Source organism: Luteitalea sp. (genome assembly GCA_009377605.1).
Lineage (GTDB): Bacteria > Acidobacteriota > Vicinamibacteria > Vicinamibacterales > Vicinamibacteraceae > WHTT01.
In genome coordinates, this window is sequence record WHTT01000282.1 from 1 (window position 1) to 644 (window position 644).

A 644-nucleotide genomic window follows, 5' to 3' on the forward strand; every position below is an offset into this window, starting at 1 on the left:
AGTCGTTGATCGGCAGCAACCAGAGCGCGCCGCCGACGATGAGGCCGACGAGGCCGGCGAGGGCCGGGATCGGGAAGGCCGGTGCGAGGTAGAAGCCCAGTGCGCCCGCGACAATAAGCGCGAGCGCGACGCCCCGGGCGAGCCAGCGGATGATCGACTTGGCATTCGTGGTGTTGGCGGTCATGACGCGTACCCGTCCTCGCGGTCCTGGCAGGGACCGCAGAGGTTCTCGTCTCGGGCGTAGGGCGCGCGCTCGCGGCCATCCCAGCCGAACTCATCGGCGAGAACCTGTCGCACGGCGGTGTCGCCGACGAGAACCCGCCGCACGGCGGCGTCCTGGTCCTCGGTCTCGACGACGCTGCTGTGCCAGACCTCACGCTCACCGGTCTGATCGTAGGGGGCCTCTTCGACGACGGTGATCTCAACGCGAAACGTGGCCATGGTGTGCTTCCTTCCGGTTCGTCGTGTGTGTGCTACCGGCCGTCGCGGTTGATCGCGGTGAGAACGGCGTGCGGGTAGTTCCGGTGATAGGGGACCCCGCCCGGCGTCTCGAGGATGACGTTTGTCGTCCGGCGGTTGACGCGGTCGACGACACCCTCGCCCCGGTCGGGTGTTAGGACGCGGTCGCCCGCGCGGAGGTCGGC

The 644-nt window shown here is 69.1% G+C and carries 2 protein-coding genes; both read right to left on the reverse strand.

The genetic code is table 11. The features are described from left to right. Positions 1-184: hypothetical protein (locus GEV06_28945; protein MPZ21869.1), on the reverse strand; the 184-nt coding region annotated here is incomplete at its 3' end. Next, complete coding sequence (locus GEV06_28950; protein ID MPZ21870.1) at positions 181-441, reverse strand: hypothetical protein; 261 nt, start codon at positions 439-441, stop codon at positions 181-183. The genes GEV06_28945 and GEV06_28950, both read right to left, overlap by 4 nt. Positions 442-644 lie beyond the last annotated feature (203 nt).